Source organism: Longimicrobiaceae bacterium (genome assembly GCA_035696245.1).
Taxonomy (GTDB): Bacteria; Gemmatimonadota; Gemmatimonadetes; order Longimicrobiales; family Longimicrobiaceae; genus DASRQW01.
This window is the reverse complement of sequence record DASRQW010000300.1, coordinates 1-2678: the sequence shown is the minus strand read 5'-3', so window position 1 is coordinate 2678 and position 2678 is coordinate 1. Positions and strand designations below refer to the sequence as shown.

The window sequence follows — 2678 nt, the reverse complement described above, 5'->3', positions numbered from 1 at the left end:
ACCGACGTGAGCGACAAGGTGCGCGCCCGCGTGGCGCTGCTGCAGCCGACGCTCGGCAAGGGCACGGAGCTCAAGCTCGTGAAGGACTCGGGCGTGCGCGTGACGCATGCCGTGCGCAACGTGGAGGAGGCGCTGATCGAGGGCGCGCTGCTCACGGTGCTCGTGGTGTTCATCTTCCTGAACTCGTGGCGCTCCACGATCATCACCGGCCTCGCGCTGCCGGTGTCGGTGCTGGCGAGCTTCATCGCCGTGTGGGCGCTCGGCTTCAAGCTCGAGACGATGTCGCTGTTAGGCCTGTCGCTCGCGATCGGCATCCTGATCGACGACGCCATCGTGGTGCGCGAGAACATCGTGCGGCACGTGGAGATGGGTAAGGACCACTTCACGGCGGCCCACGACGGGACCGACGAGATCGGCCTCGCCGTGGCGGCGACGACGTTCTCCATCGTCGCCGTGTTCGTTCCCGTGGCGTTCATGAGCGGGCTCGCGGGGCAGTGGTTCAAGCCGTTCGCGCTCACCATCGCCTGCTCGGTGCTGGTGTCGCTCTTCGTCTCGTTCTCGCTGGACCCCATGCTCTCGGCCTACTGGGCCGACCCGGAGCTGGAGGAGCACGAGAAGAGCTTCGTCACGCGGCACCTGGACACCTTCAACCGCTGGTTCAACCGCCAGTCCGACCGTTACCGGCGGGTGATCGCGTGGGCGCTGGACCACCGGGCCGCCATGGTGGTGCTGGCGCTGGGCGTCTTCTTCGCCTCGTTCACGCTCACGACCAAGGGCATCCTGGGCCTGCTGGGCGCGTTCGTGGGGATCTTCGTGGCGGTGTGGCTGCTGGGGCACACGGGCACCGCGACGGTGCGCGGCCTCGCCACGCTCGTGCTCCTGCTGGCGGGCGGATTCGTCCTCTTCCAGGCCGGGAAGACGGCGTACGACCAGCCGATGGGACAGCCCACCGTGGTCAAGGTCGCCCTGCTCGCTCTCGTAGGCGGCCTGCTCGTGTGGCTCGCCGTGCGCGAGGCTTCCGCGCTCGCCGGCGGGCGGCCGGAGGGCGGCCTCGCCACGGGCCTGGGAAGCATCTTCGTGGGCACCGCGGTGGCCGCGGCGCTGGTGAGCGTGGCCCCGGTGTACTGGAAGGTGGGCACGGAGTTCTTCGGCGAGGACGACCGGTCGGAGTTCAACATCAACGTCGACACGCCGCCGGGGTCGAACCTGGAGTACACGCGGCTCAAGGGCGAGGAGGCGGCGCGCATCGCCCGGCGCCACCCGCAGGTGCTGTACACGTACCTGAAGCTGGGCGGCGCCACCGGGGCGGTGGACAACGCGCAGATCTACGTCAAGCTCGTTCCCAAGAAGGACCGGACGATCGGGCAGAACGCGCTGGCCGAGGTGGTGCGCAAGGAGACGTCGCGCATCGGCGGGGCAACGGCGGGGATCTTCGCCAGCAGCTTCGGCGGCAACCAGAAGCAGATCCAGATGCAGCTCCGCGGGCCCGACCCCGCGGTGCTGAACCAGGCGGCCGAGCAGGTGCTGGCGATCGTGCGCCAGGTGCCCGGCGCGGTGGATGCGGACCTCTCCAGCAAGGGCCAGAAGCCGGAGCTGGAGGTGCGGCTGAACCGCGGCCTGGCGGGCCAGCTGGGCGTGAGCGCGGGCCAGGTGGCGCAGTCGCTGCGGCCGGCGTTCGCGGGCATCGACGCGGGCGACTGGCTGGACCCCACGGGCGAGACGCGCGACGTGACGGTGCGGTTCGCGCCGGAGTACCGGCAGCGGGTGACGGACCTGCAGCAGCTCCCGCTGCTCGTCTCCGGCCCGCAGGGCACGCGGACGATCCCGCTGGGGTCGATCGCCACCGTGCAGCAGTCGCTGGGCCCGGCCATCATCGAGCACCTGGACCGCGACCGCGTGGTGTCGGTGCAGGCCAACGTGAACGGCCGCCCCCTGGGCGACGTCACGGCCGAGATCGAGAAGCGGCTCAAGAATGTGACGCTGCCGGCGGGCGTCTCCATCAGCCAGGGCGGGCAGAGCAAGGACCAGACGGAGGTGTTCACCAACATCTTCCTGGCCCTGGGCGTGGCCGTGATGCTGATGTACCTGATCCTGGTGGTCCAGTTCGGATCGTTCCTGGACCCGCTGGCGATCCTGGTGTCGCTGCCGCTCTCCCTCATCGGCGTGCTGCTGGCGCTGGCGGTGAGCGGCAACACCATCAACCTGATGAGCCTGATCGGGGTGATCCTGCTGGCCGGCATCGTGGCGAAGAACGCGATCCTGCTGATCGATTTCGCCAAGTGGTCGCGCGAGCAAGGGATGGAGCTGCGCGAGGCGCTGATCCACGCGGGCGCCATCCGCCTGCGGCCCATCCTGATGACCACCTTCGCGCTGGTGGCGGGCATGCTCCCCGTCGCCCTCGGCACCGCGGAGGGCGCGGGATGGCGCGCGCCGCTGGGCATCGCGGTCATCGGCGGCGTGCTTACGTCGACGTTCCTTACGCTGCTCGTGATCCCCACGGTCTACGAGATCATGGACGACTTCCGCGGGTGGATGTCGGGCCTGTTCCGGCGGGGCGCGCGGCAGCCGCACGCGTCGCACGGGCACGGGCCGGTGCACGGGGCGCAGCCGGTGCCCGAGCCGGGAGACTGAGAGGCGCGCCCCCGCCGCGCATTGCGGCGGCGGCGCGGCGGCACCAT

At 70.3% G+C, this 2678-nt stretch carries 1 protein-coding gene; it reads left to right on the top strand.

Annotated elements, in window-relative coordinates; translation table 11 throughout:
* Positions 1-2631: efflux RND transporter permease subunit (locus VFE05_14070; protein ID HET6231195.1), on the top strand; the 2631-nt coding region annotated here is incomplete at its 5' end.
* Positions 2632-2678 lie beyond the last annotated feature (47 nt).